Source organism: Mesorhizobium sp. CA8 (assembly GCF_020164955.1).
Lineage (GTDB): Bacteria > Pseudomonadota > Alphaproteobacteria > Rhizobiales > Rhizobiaceae > Mesorhizobium.
This window is the reverse complement of the sequence record NZ_JAIUHG010000004.1, coordinates 68,584-85,004: the sequence shown is the minus strand read 5'-3', so window position 1 is coordinate 85,004 and position 16,421 is coordinate 68,584. Positions and strand designations below refer to the sequence as shown.

At 64.2% G+C, this 16,421-nt stretch carries 16 protein-coding genes; 10 read left to right on the top strand and 6 right to left on the bottom strand.

Annotated elements, in window-relative coordinates:
- Positions 1 to 184: 184 nt before the first annotated feature.
- From LB553_RS06220 to LB553_RS06195, 6 genes are all read left to right on the top strand, one after another.
- Positions 185 to 1,357: a glycosyl transferase family 1 gene (locus tag LB553_RS06220; protein ID WP_224511589.1), complete on the top strand. Its 1,173-nt coding sequence runs from the start codon at positions 185 to 187 to the stop codon at positions 1,355 to 1,357.
- A gap of 23 nt (positions 1,358 to 1,380) precedes the next feature.
- Positions 1,381 to 2,370, top strand: coding sequence for a glycosyltransferase family 2 protein (locus LB553_RS06215; protein WP_224511862.1), 990 nt, complete (start codon positions 1,381 to 1,383; stop codon positions 2,368 to 2,370).
- Positions 2,370 to 3,308, top strand: coding sequence for a glycosyltransferase (locus tag LB553_RS06210; protein ID WP_224511588.1), 939 nt, complete (start codon positions 2,370 to 2,372; stop codon positions 3,306 to 3,308). Before LB553_RS06215 ends, LB553_RS06210 begins: the two co-directional genes overlap by 1 nt.
- On the top strand, positions 3,298 to 4,281 hold the full coding sequence (locus LB553_RS06205) for a glycosyltransferase family 2 protein (RefSeq protein ID WP_412033271.1): 984 nt from the start codon (positions 3,298 to 3,300) through the stop codon (positions 4,279 to 4,281). The genes LB553_RS06210 and LB553_RS06205 overlap by 11 nt, the downstream gene beginning before the upstream one ends.
- Positions 4,282 to 4,313: 32 nt before the next feature.
- Positions 4,314 to 5,210: a UTP--glucose-1-phosphate uridylyltransferase GalU gene (galU, locus tag LB553_RS06200; RefSeq protein ID WP_224511587.1), complete on the top strand. Its 897-nt coding sequence runs from the start codon at positions 4,314 to 4,316 to the stop codon at positions 5,208 to 5,210.
- Between the two features lie 167 nt (positions 5,211 to 5,377).
- Positions 5,378 to 7,759: a polysaccharide biosynthesis tyrosine autokinase gene (locus LB553_RS06195; RefSeq protein WP_224511585.1), complete on the top strand. Its 2,382-nt coding sequence runs from the start codon at positions 5,378 to 5,380 to the stop codon at positions 7,757 to 7,759.
- A 16-nt stretch (positions 7,760 to 7,775) separates the two neighbouring features.
- On the opposite strand, the gene LB553_RS06190 is transcribed toward LB553_RS06195, so the two are convergent.
- The 4 genes from LB553_RS06190 to LB553_RS06175 form a co-directional block, all read right to left on the bottom strand.
- The gene (locus LB553_RS06190; RefSeq protein ID WP_224511583.1) at positions 7,776 to 8,489 is read right to left on the bottom strand and encodes a metallophosphoesterase; all 714 of its coding nucleotides are present in this window, start codon (positions 8,487 to 8,489) and stop codon (positions 7,776 to 7,778) included.
- 150 nt (positions 8,490 to 8,639) lie between these two features.
- The gene (locus LB553_RS06185; protein ID WP_224511582.1) at positions 8,640 to 9,629 is read right to left on the bottom strand and encodes an acyltransferase family protein; all 990 of its coding nucleotides are present in this window, start codon (positions 9,627 to 9,629) and stop codon (positions 8,640 to 8,642) included.
- Between the two features lie 210 nt (positions 9,630 to 9,839).
- Positions 9,840 to 11,747: a propionyl-CoA synthetase gene (locus LB553_RS06180; protein ID WP_224511581.1), complete on the bottom strand. Its 1,908-nt coding sequence runs from the start codon at positions 11,745 to 11,747 to the stop codon at positions 9,840 to 9,842.
- A complete protein-coding gene (locus LB553_RS06175; protein WP_224511580.1) occupies positions 11,728 to 11,931 on the bottom strand; it encodes a hypothetical protein in 204 nt (67 codons plus the stop codon). The genes LB553_RS06180 and LB553_RS06175 overlap by 20 nt, the downstream gene beginning before the upstream one ends.
- A 290-nt stretch (positions 11,932 to 12,221) precedes the next feature.
- On the opposite strand from LB553_RS06175, the gene LB553_RS06170 reads away from it, so the two are divergent.
- The 4 genes from LB553_RS06170 to LB553_RS06155 all read left to right on the top strand — a co-directional run bounded on the left by LB553_RS06170 (position 12,222) and on the right by LB553_RS06155 (position 14,153).
- A complete protein-coding gene (locus tag LB553_RS06170) occupies positions 12,222 to 12,344 on the top strand; it encodes a putative RiPP precursor (protein WP_224511579.1) in 123 nt (40 codons plus the stop codon).
- 113 nt (positions 12,345 to 12,457) lie between these two features.
- On the top strand, positions 12,458 to 12,745 hold the full coding sequence (locus LB553_RS06165; RefSeq protein WP_071036424.1) for a PqqD family protein: 288 nt from the start codon (positions 12,458 to 12,460) through the stop codon (positions 12,743 to 12,745).
- The gene (locus LB553_RS06160; RefSeq protein ID WP_224511578.1) at positions 12,745 to 13,176 is read left to right on the top strand and encodes a lasso peptide biosynthesis B2 protein; all 432 of its coding nucleotides are present in this window, start codon (positions 12,745 to 12,747) and stop codon (positions 13,174 to 13,176) included. Before LB553_RS06165 ends, LB553_RS06160 begins: the two co-directional genes overlap by 1 nt.
- Positions 13,173 to 14,153 carry a serine kinase gene (locus LB553_RS06155; RefSeq protein WP_224511577.1) on the top strand — a complete coding sequence of 327 codons (981 nt, stop codon included), beginning with the start codon at positions 13,173 to 13,175 and terminating at the stop codon, positions 14,151 to 14,153. The genes LB553_RS06160 and LB553_RS06155 overlap by 4 nt, the downstream gene beginning before the upstream one ends.
- A 7-nt stretch (positions 14,154 to 14,160) precedes the next feature.
- Here the strand turns inward: LB553_RS06155 and LB553_RS06150 are convergent, their stop codons facing one another.
- Positions 14,161 to 15,144: a formyltransferase family protein gene (locus LB553_RS06150; protein WP_224511576.1), complete on the bottom strand. Its 984-nt coding sequence runs from the start codon at positions 15,142 to 15,144 to the stop codon at positions 14,161 to 14,163.
- Positions 15,145 to 15,151: 7 nt separating this feature from the next.
- Entirely contained in the window at positions 15,152 to 16,177 is a 1,026-nt protein-coding gene (locus tag LB553_RS06145; RefSeq protein WP_224511575.1) for a nucleotidyltransferase family protein, read from the bottom strand.
- Positions 16,178 to 16,421 lie beyond the last annotated feature (244 nt).

Here is a 16,421-nt window from a genome sequence, read left to right as displayed (position 1 = left end):
TGATCTTGCGACCGGCCCGACATCGCCGTGACCGGCGCCCACCGCCATCTATAAGCTACCTTAAGACGTTTTTGCAGTGCAACAAAAAATGTGCGGCGGTTTGCTACGCCGCACCAAAATTGTTGCGATGCAGCAAAAGCTGTACTAGCATCCCCGATGGGTGGGCCAACAGCGGTCGAGTTACATGCTGCATGTCTTGTACCTTGTGCATGACGTCTCCGACCCGGCGGTGCGCCGGAGGGTACAGATGCTCAAGGCAGGCGGCGCCAGGGTCACCCTGGCGGGCTTCCGCCGCACCACCAGCCCGGTCGCTGAGATCGAAGGCATCGAGCCTGTCGACCTCGGCGCAACGCGCGACGGCCGATTCGCGCAGCGCCTGAGTGCTGTCGCCAAGGCAGCCATGTCGATCGGCGCGAAGCTGGGCGCCATGCCCAGGCCCGATCTGATCATTCCGCGTAACCTTGAAATGCTGGCGCTGGCCCGCCGCGCCAACGCCGCCCTCGGGACAAACGTGCCGATCGTTTATGAGTGCCTCGATATCCACCGCCTGGTGCTGCGCGACGATTTCGTCGGCAGGACGCTGCGCGGCGCCGAACGTCATCTCGCCCGCGACGTGAAGCTTCTGGTGACGAGCTCGCCAGCCTTCGTCGCCAATTATTTCGAGCCTTTCGGGCAGATCGTCGCACCCGTCGAGCTGATCGAGAACAAATATTTCGAGATGGCATCCGTCGTCGCCGCGCAGTCTTCCGAGGACGACGGTCCGACGGCGCCGCCCTGGCGCATCGGCTGGTTCGGCGCGCTGCGCTGCCGCCGCTCGCTGGAGCTGCTCGCCGACTTCACCCGCCGGCAGGGGGGGCGTTTCGAGGTCGTGCTCAGGGGACGTCCGGCGCTGTCCGAATTTCCGGACTTTCACGGCTTCGTCGAGGCCGAGCCGTGGCTTTCGTTCGGCGGCCCTTACCGCAATCCGGAAGATATGGCGGCCATCTACGGGCAGGTGCATTTCTCCTGGGCGATCGATTTCTTCGAGGCCGGCCAGAATTCCGAATGGCTGCTTCCCAACCGTCTCTATGAGGGCTGCCGCTTCGGCGCCGTGCCGATCTCGATGGCGGGCACCGAAACCGGCCGGTTCCTGAAGCAGCAGGATATTGGCGTGCTTCTGTCCGAAGCCACGCCCGAGGGCATCGAAGCGATGCTCGGCCAGATGGATCAGGATCGATATCACGGCCTGAAGTCGCGGGTGCTGGCGCGCAATCCGCGCACCTGGAGCTACGACCGCAGCGACTGCGCGGCTTTCGTCGAAAAGCTGCGCGGCCTCGCCGCCCTGCCATCAACTTTTGTGACGGAGGCGGCGGCGTGATGGCAGAGGGCGCACAAGAACCGATGGCGCAGGCGACCCCATCGATCCTGATCGTCATTCCCTGCCTCAACGAGGCGGCCCATATCGGCGGCCTGCTCGACCAATTGCAGCCCGCGGCGGCACGGCTGGGCGGCCGCATCGTCGTCGCCGACGGCGGCAGCACGGATGGCACGCAAGCCATCGTCGAAAACATCGTGGCGAAGGATCCCCGGGTCGTCCTGCTCGCCAATCCGAAGCGCCTCCAGAGCGCCGCCATCAATCTCGCTGTAGCGAGTCTCGGCGAAGGCGTCGACTACCTTATCCGCATCGATGCGCATGGCGGCTATCCGGACGACTATTGCGACCGGCTGGTTGAGGAAGCCCTTGCCACCGGCGCCGATTCCATCGTCGTTTCGATGCTGACTGCCGGCACCGGCGCCGTGCAGAAGGCCGTGGCGGCGGCGCAAAACTCCAAGCTCGGCACTGGCGGCTCGAAGCACCGGCACATATCCGAGGGCGAATGGGTCGACCACGGCCATCACGCGCTGATGCGCATCGCCGCCTTCCGGCATGTCGGCGGCTATGACGAGAGCTTCAGCCACAATGAGGACGCCGAGCTCGACTACCGCCTGCGCCAGGCCGGCTACCGCATCTGGATGAGCGGCAGGACGCAGATGGTCTATTATCCGCGCTCGACGCTGAAGAGCCTCTATTTCCAGTATCTCGGCTATGGCCGCGGTCGCGCCAGGAACGTGCTGAAGCACCGCATGGTGCCGAAGGTCCGGCAGATGATCCCGTTGCTGGTAGCGCCAGTGGTGCTGCTCGCCCTGTTTTCCTTCGCCCATTGGCTGGCGGCGGTGCCGTTCCTCTTATGGGCGACGGTGTGCCTCGGTTACGGCCTGGTGACGGCGATACGCCAGCGCAACGCCGGCATAGCGCTCGCCGGCGTCTCTGCGATGGTCATGCATTTCGGCTGGTCCGTCGGGTTCTGGCAGCAAATTTTGACGTCCCGCTCGCAGCGCAAGGCGGCGTGATGGCCGGGCGCTCGATCGACATCTGCATCTGCACTTTCCGTCGGCCGGAGCTGGCCGACACGCTGCGCTCCGTCGCCGCGCTCGAGAGGCCCAAGGGTTTGGACATCGGAATCGTCATTGCCGACAATGATGACGAGCCCAGCGCGCAGAAACTGGTGAAGGCTTTGGCCGAGGAGCTGAAGCTGCCGATCCGCTATCGCCACGCGCCGGCGCGCAACATCTCGATCGCGCGCAACGCCTGCCTCGACGCCAGCGTTTCGGACTTCGTCGCCTTCATCGACGACGACGAGACGGCGTCGCTCTCCTGGCTGGTCGAATTGATGGCGGCAGCCGACGCCACAGGCGCCGCGGCGGTGCTCGGTCCGGTGCGGGCGCATTACCGCCCCGATGCGCCGGACTGGATGCAAAAGGGCGACTTCCATTCCACCTTGCCGGTCTGGGTGCGCGGCGAGATTCGCACCGGTTACACCTGCAACGTCCTGCTTAGAATGACCGATGCGAGCCTGCGCGGCCGGCGCTTCAGCCTGGCACGCGGCCAGACCGGCGGCGAGGATACCGAGTTCTTCGACGCCATGGTCAAGGCCGGCGGCCGCATCGCCTTCGCTCCGCAAGCCTTCGTCGAAGAGGTCGTGCCGCGCGCCAGGGCCGCGTTCGACTGGCTGCGCCGCCGCCGCTTCCGCTTTGGGCAGACGCATGGGCATCTGATCGGGCGCGGCGCCGGCGGGTTGCGCCGCGCCGGCCAGGTCGGGCTGGCTTCCGCCAAGGCCGCTTACTGCTTCGGCATGGCGATTTTGACCGCGATCAGCCCGGTGCGGCGGAACCGCAGCGTGCTGCGCGGCATTATGCACCTTGGTGTCGTCAGCGGTTTGGTCGGCGTCCGTGAAATCCGCCAATACGGCCTCACGTCGCCAGAACAAGGGAACAAGCGTGCAGCCTGACGTCAGCTTCGTCATCGCCGCCTATAACGCGGAAGCGACTCTCGACCGCGCCATCGCCGGCGCGATCGCGCAACTCGGCGTGACCGTCGAGGTCATCGTCGTCGACGACCAGTCGCGCGACGGCACGCTGGATGTGGCGCGCGCCTATCCGCAAGATATCGTCAAGGTGGTGGCGCTGCCCGCCAATCGTGGTCCGGGCGGCGCCCGCAATGCCGGCCTCGACCTAGCGCGCGGCCGTTGGGTGGCGGTGCTCGATTCCGACGATGCGGTTCTTCCCGACCGCCTGGCCACGATGATCTCCCGCGCCGAAGCGGCTGGCGCCCAGATTGCGGTCGACAATGTGCAGGTCGTGCGCGAGGACGGCACGCCCGACGACATCATGTTCCCAACCAGCTATCTCGAGGGCCTGCGCGAAATCTCGCTGGCCGACTACATCGCCGGCAATCTGGTCTTCGAGTCGCGCTTCAATTTCGGCTATCTCAAGCCGATCTTCCAGCGCCGCTTCCTCGACGACAACAGGTTGCGCTACGACGAGAAGCTGCGCATCGGCGAGGACTACATTCTTCTGGCGAGCGCGCTGGCCAGCGGCGGCCGCTGCGTGGTCGAGCCGACCGTCGGCTATGTCTATCACATTCGCACCGGCTCGATCTCACGGGTGCTCGAATTGCATCACGTCGAGGCGATGACGCGCGCCGACGCTGCCTTCGCGGCGGCATTTCCCATGGACAGCAGCGCAAAGGCGGCCTTCGCCAGGCGTGGCCGCAGCCTGCGCAAGGCGTCGTCGTTCCTGTCCCTTGTTCAACACATCAAGGCGCGTGCGCCGCTCAAGGCGATCGGCGCGGCGCTCAGGGATCCGGCCGCGATCAGGCATATGAGCATGCCTATCGCGGTCCGGATCAGAAGAGTTGCGGCACAGCTTTGCCGTCGGGGCGGGGAGACGAAGCATGCGGGCGTTTTTATAGCCAGCGATTAGGTAGAAATCTTTTCTGTCAGAAGGAATATCAGATGCAGAAAGTCAGGAAGGCAGTCATTCCGGTGGCGGGGCTCGGAACGCGGTTCCTGCCGGCGACCAAGTCGTTGCCGAAGGAGATGCTGCCCGTCGTCGACAAGCCTGTCGTGCAATATGCCGTCGACGAGGCGTTCGAGGCCGGCATCGAGCACATCGTCTTCGTCACCGGCCGCAACAAGGCGGTCATCGAGGACTATTTCGACCTGCATCCTGAACTGATCGGCACGCTGGAGCAGACCGGCAAGAAGGCGCAACTCGAATCGCTGGAAAGCCTGCTGCCGGAGGCCGGCGCCACCTCCTTCATCCGACAGCAGTCGCCGCAGGGCCTCGGCCACGCCGTATGGTGCGCGCGCGACGTGATCGGCAATGAGCCTTTCGCGCTGCTGCTTCCCGACATGGTTTCCTTCGGCGCGCGCGGCTGCCTCGCCGAGACGGTCGATCTCTATCAGCGGACCGGCGGCAATGTGATCGCCGTCGAGCGCTGCGACCCCGCCGAAACCAGCAAATACGGCATTGTCGGCCGCGGCGACGAGGTCGGCTCCGGCTTCGAGATCACGGCAATGGTTGAAAAGCCGGCGCCAGCCAAGGCGCCGTCGAATTTCTACATCAACGGCCGCTATGTGCTGCAGCCGGAGATCTTCGCCCTGCTTGGCAACCAGCAGCGCGGCGCCGGCAACGAAATCCAGCTCACCGACGCCATGGTGCGCCTGGCTCAGAGCCAGCCTTTCTATGCCCAGCCTTTCTATGGCCGCATGTTCGACTGCGGCTCCAAGGAGGGCTTCATCGAGGCCACCATCGCCTTCGCCCTGGCGCGCGACGACATGAAGGACCCTGTCTTCGAGATGCTGCAGCAATTTGTCCGGTCGCATGAGCGCCGGGAAGTAGCCGCATAATGCCCATCTTTCGGGTGCATATGCGGTTTCGCGATGGCGCGACAGCCACACCAGCGCCCGGGCCTTCCGGCCCGGCGCATCCTGGCAACAACGTTGCGCGGTCTTTTCTGGTCACGACGCCGATCTACCAAGGCCGATAGCGCCTGCAACCTGGAATTGGACCGACTATGAACTATGCCAACTTCCCTCTCGACAAGAGAACGCCGTTGCCCAGCACCGAATCGGAAAAGGGTGAAGACTTCATCGATGTCGAGCGTCTGCTTGGCATGGCCGCCCGACAGGCCAAGGTCGTGGCGGTCTGCGCCGCCATCGGCCTGTTTCTGGGCGTGATCTATCTGCAGACGACGCCCAAGCAATATATGTCCGTGGCGAGCGTCCTGATCGACGAGGGCCTGAACAAGGTCGTCGACGACATTTCGGCGGCGTCGCAAACCATGCAGACCGACGCTTCGCTGCTCAGCCAGATCGAAATCCTGACCTCCGCGCGCCTGGCGTCGGTGGTGGTCGACAAGTTGAAGCTCGACCAAAATGATGCGTTCATGAACCCGCCTCAGTCGGCTCTGGCCAAGGGCGTCAGCTTCCTGCGCGGCGTGGTCGGATATTTCCGCAGCAGCTCGGCGAACGACATTCCCGGCATTGAGAATGTCGACGAGGCGACGCGCCAGGCCATGATCAAGACGGCGCAGCACGACTATGCCGTGCTGAAGCTGCAGAGCGAGGTGCTGGCGCAGCGCAACGGCCGCAGCTACGTGATTTCGATCGGCTACCAGGCGCCGGATCCAGCTCTGGCCACGGCCATCACCAAGGCTTATGCCGATGCCTATCTGGCGGACCAGCTCAACGCCAGCTTCGACGCTACCGAGCGCGCGGCCTTGTGGCTGCAGGGCCGGCTCACCGAGTTGCGCGAAAGTTCCCAGCGAGCTGCGATGGCGGTCGAGAAGTTCAGGGCCGAACATGGGCTCTCCGCCAACAGCGACGGCCAGTTGCTGAGCGACAAGCAGCTCGCCGATCTCAACGCGCAGCTCATCGTCGCCCAGGCCGATACTGCCAGGGCCAGCGCCCGCTACCAGCAATACAAGGCGATCGTCGACAGCGGCTCCGAAAGTGCCTTCAACGATTCGGCCATCGGTTCGGATCAGCCGAGCAGCTCGGTCATCATCGCGCTCAAGACCCGCTATCTGGCCATCGCCAAGCGCCTGCAGGACGTCGAGACGAATTTCGGCAAGGATCACCCGCAGGCGGTCGCGCTGGCCAAGGAAAAAGCCGACGTCTCGGCGCAGATCTTCGGCCAGCTGAAGCAGCTCACCGAAAGCTACCGCAACGATTTCGAAGTGGCGCAGGCGCGCGAGAAGGCATTGCGCGACAAGATTTCCACCGCCGCCGGCAAGAGCTCGATCGACAACCAGTCGCAGGTGAAGCTGAAGGAGCTCGACCAGCAGGCGCAGGCACTGACCACGCTATACCAGACCTTCCTCAGCCGCTATGAGGAAGCCTCGCAGCAGCAGTCCTTCCCGGTCGGCAAGGTCCGCATCATTTCCGACGCGTCGATGCCGCTCGCGGCCTCCAGCCCGCGCACCTTGCGCGTGCTGGCGCTGTCGCTGGTGCTCGGCCTGATGCTTGGCGCCGGCTTCGGTGGCCTCAACGAGTTCAACGAGCGTTTCTTCAGGACGGGCGAGGACATTCGTGACCGCGTCCGCCTGAAATTCCTCGGCTATCTGCCGACGATCGGCGGCGGCAAGGCCAAGGATACCAAAGCCGACGACCTGCCGGCCGACGGCAAGGTGGCCAGTCTCTCCGCGGCTGAGAGGCGGGCGCGCATGCGTGTCAGCATCGACGCTCCGGCCTCGATGTTCGCCGAGACGCTGCGCAACGCCAAGATCGCGTTCGACGTGGTGATGGAAGACCGCGGCAGCCGGGTGATCGGCGTCATTTCGGTGCTGCCCGGGGAGGGTAAGTCGACGGTGGCCGCGAATCTCGCCGGCCTGCTCGCTGCGAACGGCGCCAAGACCTTGCTCATCGACGGCGACCTGCGCAATCCGGGCTTGAGCCGCAGCCTCGGCATGGAGGCCGAGCAGGGCCTGATGGAAGCGGTGGTCAACGGCCAGACCTGGCAGTCGGTCGGCAAGGTCGACCGCCAGACCAAGCTAGCGATCATTCCCGCCGTGCTGCGCGGCCAGTTCTCGCACACCAGCGAGCTTCTGGGCTCGGCCGGCATGCGGCGCTTCATCGAGAACGCCAAGGAGACGTTCGAATACATCATCGTCGACCTGCCGCCGCTCGGCCCGGTCGTCGACGCCAAGGCCTTCGCGCCGCTGGTCGACGGCTTCGTGCTGGTCACCGAATGGGGCCGCACGCCCCGCAACATGGTGCGCTCGATGCTGGAATCCGAGCCCTATATCGCCAACAAGGTGATCGGCGCGGTGCTCAACAAGGTCGATCTGAAAAAGCTGGCCAAATACGGTTCGCTCGGCGGTTCGGAAAGGTTCTTCGACCGCTATTCGAGCTACTATCTGGAGAAGTCGGAGATGCGCGCGAAGCAAGCTGCTTGAGGCGCTTGTCCCTAGTCTAATCTCTTGAAGATAGCAGCCGTCCGTACTTGCCGACGATCCTGAGCGCGGTCAGCCGTCCCGTTTGAAAGGCGCCGGTATCGATGTCGAGCCGGCGTCCGTCGAGCGTCGGAGCGTCGACGATCGTGTGACCGTGCACCACCCAGCGGTCGAGGCGATGCGCCGTCTGGAAGAACTCCTCGCGGATGTTGAGGAGATCGCCCTCGTCCTGCGCCTCGAGCGCGATGCCGGGCCGGATGCCGGCATGCACGAAGACGAATTGGTCGGAGCAGACCATCGCCGGCAACGTGCGCAGGAAATCGACATGGCTGGCTGGAATGGCCTCGCGTATGCGCGCATCCGCCTGCTCGCTCGAACCGTAGACGCTCATCAACCGGTCAGGGTCGAGGCCATAGGAGAACAGGGTTTCGCGGCCGCCATAGCCGAGCCAGGTTTCACGTGAGAGGTGACCGTCCAGATAGAGGAGCAGCGCGACTTCATGGTTTCCCACGAGGCAGATGCGCTGGAAGCCCTTCGGCGGCGGCGCCATCAGATGGTCGATCACGCGCCGCGAATGCGGCCCGCGGTCGACATAGTCGCCCAGCATGATGATGATCTTGCGGCCGCGGAAGCGCTGCGCATCGATCTGGATATTTTGCTCCAGCGTGCGCAGCTCGTCATGGCAGCCATGCACGTCGCCGATCGCGTAGACGACCGTGTCGCGCATGTCCATGACGAGGCGCTCGCGTGGCGCGGGTCGAGGGCGTCTCGATCGTTGGAAAAGATTCACGGATTGAGGCTCGGCTACTTGCACTGATCTGCGCCTCGATATCATGCCGAATGCAAACAATTCCACACCGGCGCGCGATCGGCAGTCGCGTCGTCAGGCGGCCTTCAACCGGTAGCGGAACAGCGTGTGGTCGAAGAGCAGCCGGATGCGCGGCTCGGCCTCCGCCGCAATCAGCCAGCTCACCGCGATCATGGCGGCGCCGACGACGGGAATAGCGGCCAGATAGGGCACGCCGGCGCTCACCAGGGCGCCGAGCATCGCCGCGCCGACGACATCATGGATGAGATAAAGCGGATAGGTCATCAGCCCGATCCGCCGCCAGCCGGGCCAGGAAAGGTCGAGGCGCAGCGACCACGCCATCAGCGCGACAGCCGTCAGGAAGATAATGATCGGCGCCGCGTAAGGCATGACGGCCTCGACTTTGAGGGCGTGCACGTCGACCGAACTCGCGATCTGCAGCGCGCCAGCGAACAGGAAGAGGGTCGTGAAAGCAAGGCGCGGCAGGGTCGTTGCCTTGAAGCGCATCAGCCACAAAAGCACGCCGACGGCGAAGAACGCGCCGTGATGCACCAGCGCCAGCTGCAGCCAGCGCGTCTCGGCGAGATCGGTCCAGCCGAAGGCGAAATACGCACACCAGAACAGCGTACTCGCCAGGCCGATGACGATGGCTACCCGTTCCATCAGGTCGAAACGGCCGAGCCGCAGCAGGGCCCAGACGATGGCATAGAACGCGATCTCGATGCCGAGCGTCCAATAGACGCTGTCCACCCACGGCTCGAAGGGCACGAACAGCCCGGTGCGGACGAGGCGGATCACGGCGTCCGTTGGCCAGGAGAGGCCGACCGTGAGCAGGACAATCGCGGAGATCGGCGTACAGATCCAGACCGCTGGCACCAGCCGCCTGAAGCGCGCCTCGAAGAATTTCAGCGGCGTCGCGTTCTCGGCACTGAAGGCGATGACGAAACCGCTGATGACGAAGAACACCTGCACGCCGACCCAGCCGGAGCCGGCAAAAACCATTTCGGGATGGGGCGGGATACCCCCGGTGGCGCGGGCCGAAATGCCGTCGGGGAAGGCCCACACCCAGAAGCCAATGATAAAACATCACCATGACGGCAGCCAGGAATCGCAGTATGTCGACGCCGCCGAATGTCGTCTTGTGCTGAGCCATGCCGTGCCTTCGGTATGGCCCCCCAATGCAAACTTAAAGTCTATTGCTGCGTTGCACAACAAGCGATTGCAGTGCGGGATAAATTCGTGAACTCTTCCTTAACGCGGCCGTCCGCCGGGCGGCTACAGGCCGATGCCGCGTCCTTTTAGCGCCGCAGCGATCTCGTCGAGGATCGCCGGATCGTCGATGGTCGCCGGCATCGTCCATTCCTCCTTGTCGGCGATCTTCTGCATTGTGCCGCGCAGGATCTTGCCGGAACGGGTCTTGGGCAGCCGCTTGATCGTCACCACGGTCTTGAAGGCGGCAACCGGGCCGATCCGCTCGCGCACCAGCCCCACCACTTCGCTTTCGATCGCTGCGGTATCGCGCGACACGCCGGCATTGAGCACGACGAAGCCGAGAGGCACCTGGCCCTTCATGGCATCGGCAATGCCGATGACCGCGCATTCGGCGACGTCGGGGTGGGCCGCCAGCACCTCTTCCATGGCGCCGGTAGACAAACGGTGGCCGGCGACGTTGATGATGTCGTCGGTGCGGGCCATCACATAGAGATAGCCGTCCTCGTCCATCATGCCGGCATCGGCCGTCTTGTAGCAGCCGGGGAACTCTTCGAGGTATGCCTGGCGGAAGCGGGCATCGGCATTCCACAGCGTCGGCAGGCAGCCGGCTGGCAGCGGCAGCTTGACCACTACATTGCCGAGCGTGCCGCGCGCCACCTCGTGTCCGGCATCGTCGAGGATGCGGATGTCGTAGCCCGGCATCGGCACACCGGGCGAGCCGTATTTCACCGGCAGAAGCCCGAGGCCCGCCGGATTGATCGTCATCGGCGAGCCGGTTTCGGTCTGCCACCAATGGTCGATGACCGGACGGTCGAGCTTCTGCTCCGCCCATTTGATGGTTTCGGGATCGGCGCGCTCGCCGGCCAGGAACAAAGTGCGGAATTTCGACAAGTCGTATTTCGGCACGAACTCGCCCTTGGGATCCTGCCCCTTGATGGCGCGGAACGCGGTCGGCGCGGTGAACAGCGCCACCACGCTATGCTCAGAGATCACTCGCCAGTAGGTGCCGGCGTCCGGCGTGCCGATCGGCTTGCCTTCGAACAGCACGCTGGTGCAGCCATGCAGAAGCGGCCCGTAGACGATGTAGGAATGGCCGACCACCCAGCCGACGTCGGAAGCCGCCCAGAACACTTCGCCCGGCTTGACACCGAATTCATTGTCCATGGTCCATTTCAGCGCGACCATGTGGCCGCCATTGTCGCGCACGATGCCTTTCGGCTGGCCGGTGGTGCCGGAGGTGTAGATGATGTAGAGCGGGTCGGTGGCCAGCACCGGCACGCAGTCGACATTGGCGCCGGCCGCACGTTCACGCGCCACCGCGTCCGCATAGTCGAAATCGTAATTGTCCTTCATCTCGCAGCGCAGTTGCTCGCGCTGCAGGATCAGGCAGGCGTCGGGCTTGTGCTTCGACATCTCGATCGCCTTGTCGAGCAAGGGCTTGTAGGCGACCGTGCGTCCGGGCTCCAGGCCGCAAGAGGCGGTGATGATCAGCTTCGGCTTGGCGTCGTCGATGCGGGTGGCGAGCTCATGCGAGGCGAAGCCGCCGAATACCACCGAATGCACTGCGCCCAGCCTCGCTGAGGCGAGCATGGCGATGGCCGCTTCCGCCACCATCGGCATGTAGATGATGACGCGGTCGCCCTTGCCGATGCCGCGATGCCTCAGCACCGAAGCCAGCGCGACGACCTCGCGCTTCAATTCGGCATAGGTGAATTTTCGGGTCGTGCCGGTGATCGCGCTGTCATGGATCAGCGCCAGCTGGTCGGCGCGGCCGCCCGCGACATGGCGGTCGATTGCATTGGAGCAGGTGTTGCAGGTGGCGCCGACGAACCAGCGGCCATAGACGCCTTCTGTCGGATCGAAGACCTTGTCGGCCGGCCTATACCAGTCGATCGCCTTCGCCGCCCCGGCCCAGAATCCTATGGGGTCGCGTTTCCAACCCTCATAGACTTCATGGTAGCGTGAGGCCATAGACATTCCTCTCAGGGACATTCTGCGTCTGGGAATAGCCTAGAGCAATTCCAGGAAAAAGTGTGAAGCGGTTTCCGTCCGGAATGCGTAAAAACAAGGAGATGGAGCGGTTCGCCGTTCTGTGAAGGGCGAAACGCTTCAAGTCGTTCTTGCCGGCCATGTCTTCCTGCATTTTGGTCGACATCGCCAGTAAACGGCTCCGTCCGGCGCCTATCTCGAGGCGACCGCCGTCACGGTCCGCTATATCAGCCGGCTTAAAGCGGCAGCGCCGCCAGCATCAGCCCGACACCGCCCGCGATCAGGATGGCCGCCGCAAGCGCCTTCCGATGACGCTCGAACGCCGTCGGAGCCCGTTCCCAATTGTAACGCATACAGATCACTCCCCAAAGCCGGCGGACTCATAGCTTACCCAACGGCAGGAAGGCAACCCTGGCGGCCTGGCCGCCGGCTTGACAGTGGGCGAGGTTACCCGTCATGCTGATGCCGTGGATTGTTCCTTGGGGGATTCTCATGAAGAAAACTTACGAAAAGCCGGTGCTGATCAAGCGCGAGAAGCTGTCGCATGTCATGGCGCTCGCAAGCGGTCCGATCGGCTGACGCTTCGGCCATTCGCCGCAAGACGGCCGCCGCAACTGCGCAACTTCGGCGCGAGATGATAGACAGCGCAAGGTTGGCGCGCTATTTCCTCCCGGGCGAAGGGGAGCGGGCGCTTGGCTGAGATTGGCTCTGAAACGGTGCTGCGGATGGCGGACGACGCCTCCGTGCAGCATGTCGGCGATGGCGCCGTCGTGCTTTTGGCGCGAAGCGGCCAGCTTTACACCTGCAACGACACGACCGAGGCTTTTCTCGACAAGGTGAACGGCGCGCGTAACCTCAACCAGATCGTCGACCTGCTGTCGGACGAATTCGAGATCGACAAGGCGACGCTCGACCAGGACATGGCCGAATTGGCCGCCGAGCTGGTGGCCGAAGGCATCCTCGCCGACCCGGGCGCGTGATGGCCGACGGGCTGGTCCTGCGCGTCCTGTTTCGCGCCCATTTGTGGCTCAGCGCCCGGCTGATGCCGGTGCTGGTGGGCCGGCGCGATTTCGAAAGCGTGTTGAAACTGGCGCCGCTGCAGTCGCCTGCGCCCTATCGCGACTTGCCCTGGGCCTACATCGTCCATCGCGTCAAACGAACGGTGCGGCGCCCTTGGCTGATGCGCGACCGCAGATGCCTTCGGGAAGGCCTGCTCGGTTTTCGTTTTCTGCGCATGGCCGGCCTCGACCCGGAACTGCGTTTCGGCGTCGATGCCAGCTCGATGCACGAGCCTCGCCTGTCGGCGCATTGCTGGGTCTGCCTCGACGGCAAGCCGGTGGTCAGCGACAGCCAGCCCGGCATGGTGGAGATCTACCGCCACCCGGCCAGGATGAAGGCGCCAGCCGCTTGACCGATCAGACTTTCCGCTACGACCTCAACGGCCAGGTCATTGGCATCACCGCCGCGCGTGCCGATCTGTGGCCGAGCTTCGACCTGATGCTCGGCACCCTGCGCGTGAACGAGCCCGTCCCGCCCGGTTTTCTCGTCGACATCGTCGAAACGCTTGAGTTGCCGGAAAACCCCGAAGGAAAACTGGCTTTCGAAGGCGAGGTTCCGCTGGACGGCCATTGCCGCATGATTGACGCCGGAAGCGTCTTCCACCTCGTCTTTCCGGGCCAGCAGACGGTGTCGATCCGCGACGGCGAGCGCCGGGCCGAAATCCGTCTTCGTCCGGACAGCAAGATCAAGTGGACGCTGCTGGTGATGGTGCTGGATGCGGCGCTCGATGCGGACGGCCAGCACATGCTGCACACCGCGGGTCTTACTTTGCCTGGAAAGGACGGCCTTGTTCTCATCCATGCGCCAAGCGGCATCGGCAAGTCGACGACGTCGCTGGCACTTGCGTCGCGGGGCTTCGGCCTCTGCTCTGACGACGTCATGATCCTCAATGCAAGGACGCAGAGCATTATGGCCTGGGGCATGCCGCGCAGGGTGAAGGTCCATCGCAACACGGCGGCGATGCTGCCCTTCGTTGCCCCTTGCCTCGGCGAAAAATGGGACCCCGAGGGCGAGCAATCCGTTTCGCTGGACCGCCTCGGCGAAATCATTCGTGTCGAGGATGTGCGCGCCAGGCCCGTCGCTGCGCTCCTGCACCTTGCGCGCTCGGCAGACGCCGAGACCCGGCTGCTGCCGATGGCCAGGACCGACGCCATGGTGGCTTTGGCTACCGACAACGTGCGCACCGGCATGACCGGCCTGCTGTCGCTGCAGAAAAGGCGCATGGCGACCATCGCGGCCCTGGTGAAGGCGGTGCCGACCTTCACGCTGGAAGTCGGGGCAAGTCCCGCGGATGCGGCTGCGTTGATCCAGGCTGCGCTGCCAAGTTGACGCGCGCTCAGTCCTTCGCGCCGAAACGCCGGATGTCGAAGGATCGCTGCTTCCACCGGCCATGGCGGGGTTTCGACTGCCGTCGCAGCAACAGCTTGGACAGCTTGTTGTAAGCCAGATGGACGACGCGCGCGTCGGCGCAGTCGAACTCCACCAGTCCCCATCGGCATTTCGCCGCTTCGCCGCTGGGTGGTCCCAGGCGGCGGATCGGCTGAGCCAGCCGGACCGGCCTTCCGTTGATCAGCACACTGACCGGAACACTCGACCCGACGACCCGGCACAGCCGCGCGACATGGTCGCTTGACGATTGCGTGCCGACGATCAACGGACCGGGCTCGATGCGTGCCCAGACATATGCCCCATCCGGCTGAGGCATTCCGGCAAGCCTGCCCCGGCAAAACTCGGGCGCGATATCCGCCGCGAGCACGGCCATCGCGTCGGCCAGGGCCCGGTTCACCGTTGCGGCCGAACGCCAATCCTCTGCTGCAAAACCGACCTGCGCCAGGATATCGCCCTCATCGAAGCCGGATGTCATCTTGTGCAAGGTCACGCCGCCATGGGCTTCATGCATCCGGTCGATAACTAGGCGGTGAATCGGATGCGGGCCGCGATAGTGCGGCAGAAGCGCGGGATGCAGGTTGAGGCCACCCTTTGGGAACAGCTCCAGCGCGGTTCGCGGGATCAGCTTGCCGTATCCGAAACAGATCAGAAGATCGGCGCCGAGCACGCTGAGCTCCCGCCCGAGCGCATCCCAATCATGCGGCGGGCTGAATTCGATCAGCGGTGGCGTGGCGTGTCTGGAATGAGATATCAACGTAAACCGTCGCCGAAGGCGGCGGCGCAGGGTACTGAAGCTGAAGCGCTTGCCGGCACGTGGCCCCGGCACGACCACGGCAGCGATTTGGTGGCCGTCATTTGCCCAGCGCGCAAGCATTGGCGCGGTGACGGACGAAACCTCGGTGATGAATACGGCCGAGAGCGGTTTCTCCATGCCGAGCTCAGGCTGGATATGGTCGCGGCCGTGCCAGCCTCTGGACCCAGCGGAAGGCATCGCGGCTGAGGCGCGAGCGCAGCTTCTCGCGAGAATTGACCCGAAGCAGCATGTTGCCGGTGATCAGCCATTTGGCCAGTCGGATCGAGAGGTCCGGCTTGATGCGGTCGGCGAGCTCGATCGCGCGCGGCGCGGCGAACAGGCGTCCGGTGACGTTGAGGACCGTGGCCAGCTCGAGCTCGATGCCGGTCATCCGGGCGGCATCGAGCAGCCGCGCTTCCGCTTGGGGCGATTTCAGCGCCCGCACGCCTTGCAGCACGTCGACGCACAGCTGCAGGCGGTGGAACTTGTGGCCGCCGGCGGCATGGACGATGGCAATGGTGAGCAGCGCGGCCGGCGTGTCGGTTTCGCTGCCGTCGATTGCCTGCAACTCGCGGAAGCCAAGCGACAGGCGTCTGCGCATGCCGGTGTCGTGCACCAGATTGCCATGCAATTCGACCAGCAGGCTGGAGTTCTCTTTCTCCAGCCATTTGAATTCCTGCAGTTCATGCGACCGGGGCTCGTCGCTGCCGAGCTCGAAGCCGCATTCGCCGATCGTCCGGTTGGCCGCCTCGATGCTGGCGGGATCGACGAGAATGTCGATGTCGGTGAAGGGACGGTCCGCAACCTGGCTATAGAGCTTGCGCGCGAACACCGGCCCCTTGACGATCCGGGCCGGCACGCCCTTTGCCGCCAGCGCCTTCATGATGCGGTCGCCGTGATATTGCAGCAGCATCGATTGGCCGGTCGCCATCGTCGCCTCGTCGCGCAACTCCGACAGTCTCCGCTGCAGGGTTGGGTCCTGCGGCAGTCGAGCGCCACCGATCTCCCTGAGTTTGCGCAGCATGATCGGCAGCACGCCGTGAAACTGGGCGTTGACGAGCAGCGCCAGCAGAGTTTTAGCCGCAACATCCCTGCCGACAGCAGCCGGTGCCTCGGGGTCGGCGAAGGTCAGCAGCAGTTTTTCATCGGCGGGGGCAAGAGATGGCAGCATCAAATCTGGTCGGGATTGGTTATAGAAGACAGATATGGCGGATATGGTTGCAGAAAAGCATCAGGGACGCCAGCAGCGAGAGGGCGAAGCTCACGCATGAATTGACAGTGTGAATAGCTTGCCGCATTCTCACGACCTGGAGTCGGAGGCATGAAAATGACCAAGAAGCAATATCAAGCGCCAGTTCTGCGCAAGGCAGGTAAGCTGTCCACTGTAGTAGCCGTTGCCTCGAAAACACCTGCCT